The 1259-nt window shown below is 62.9% G+C and carries 1 protein-coding gene; it reads right to left on the bottom strand.

The genetic code is table 11. The features are described from left to right. Positions 1-42 precede the first annotated feature (42 nt). Positions 43-1190, bottom strand: a protein-coding gene (locus tag FQ377_RS14685; protein WP_148601899.1) for an IS3 family transposase whose coding sequence is annotated in 2 segments (ribosomal slippage) — positions 43-911 and positions 911-1190 — 1149 coding nt in all. Because the reading frame shifts where the segments join, the coding sequence is not laid out codon by codon here. Between the last annotated feature and the right edge of the window lie 69 nt (positions 1191-1259).

Below are 1259 nucleotides of genomic sequence, written 5' to 3'. Positions count from 1 at the left end.
GGGACTGCCCACTGTTTGGTTGACTCGTGGGGTTGATAGTTTCTAAGCGGCTAGTGCCATGTTATTGATTGTCTCAAATTCGATCGGGGTCAGTCTGCCGAGGGCTTTCTGCCGCCTCCGGCGGTGGTAGGTCCGTTCGATCCAGGTGATGATGGCCAGGCGTAGTTCCTGCCGGGTTTCCCACCGTTTGCGGTTCAGGACGTTCTTTTGCAGCAGGGCGAAGAAGGATTCCATCGCGGCGTTGTCACCACACGCGCCGACCCTGCCCATCGAGCCTTGCAGTCCGCTGGCGTGCAGTGCGGTGACGAATTTCCGGCTCCTGAATTGGCTGCCTCGGTCCGAGTGCACGATGGTCCCGACCGGGTTTCTGAGCGATACCGCGTGGGTCAGCGCAGCTACGGCGAGGGAGGCTTTCATCCGTCCGTCGATGGAGTAGCCCACGATGCGGTTCGAGTGCAGGTCTTTGATCGCGCAGAGGTAGAGCTTGCCCTCCCCGGTGGGGTGCTCGGTGATGTCGGTGACCCACCGGGTGTCCCGGGCCGCGGCGGTGAAGTCCCGCTCGAGCAGGTCATCGTGGACTGGTGGGCCCGCCTGGCGTCCTCCGACCCGTTTGCGGTGGATGACCGACAGGATCCCGTTCGTGGAGCACAGCCGCCAGATGCGCCGCTCACTGGCTACCCGGATAGCGCCGGCGTTGAGCTCGTCGGCGATGAACCGGTACCCGAACGCCGGATCATCGGCGTGGATATCGAGGGCGGCGTTGATCAGGTGTGCTTCGTCCCAGTCCCGGTTGGGAATGGGGTTGGCCTTCCACTTGTAGAAGGCTTGCGTGGAGAATCCAAGTACCCGGCAGGTCACCGTGACGGGGATACCGTCAGCGGCCAGTTCGCGGACCAGCGGGAACATCATTTTGGGTTGACGTCCCGGGAGAGGTACGCGACGGCCCTGCGCATGACCTCGGCTTCCTGTTCGAGGAGCCTGATCCGTTTGCGGGCCTCGCGCAGTTCCAGGGACTCTTCCTTCGCTGATCGGGCCCTGGGGTCGTCTTCTTCGTCGGCTTGTTTCAGCCACCGGTGCAGGGCAGCGGGTGAGACGCCGAAGTCTTTGGCGATCCTGGTCAGGGGTGCTTCGCCCTTGCGGGCGACCGCTACCACGTCGCGGCGGAACTCTTCAGGAAAGGCCTTTGGCATGATGAATATCCTTCCACCCGCGAGGCTGATCCTCACAGGTCAGAAGTCAACCAAACCCTCAGCAGTCCC

The sequence above is a fragment of the Arthrobacter echini genome, assembly GCF_008107445.1.
Taxonomy (GTDB): Bacteria; Actinomycetota; Actinomycetes; order Actinomycetales; family Micrococcaceae; genus Arthrobacter_D; species Arthrobacter_D echini_A.
The sequence above is the reverse complement of the archived record's forward strand: the minus strand, read 5'-3'. Positions and strand labels throughout refer to the sequence as shown.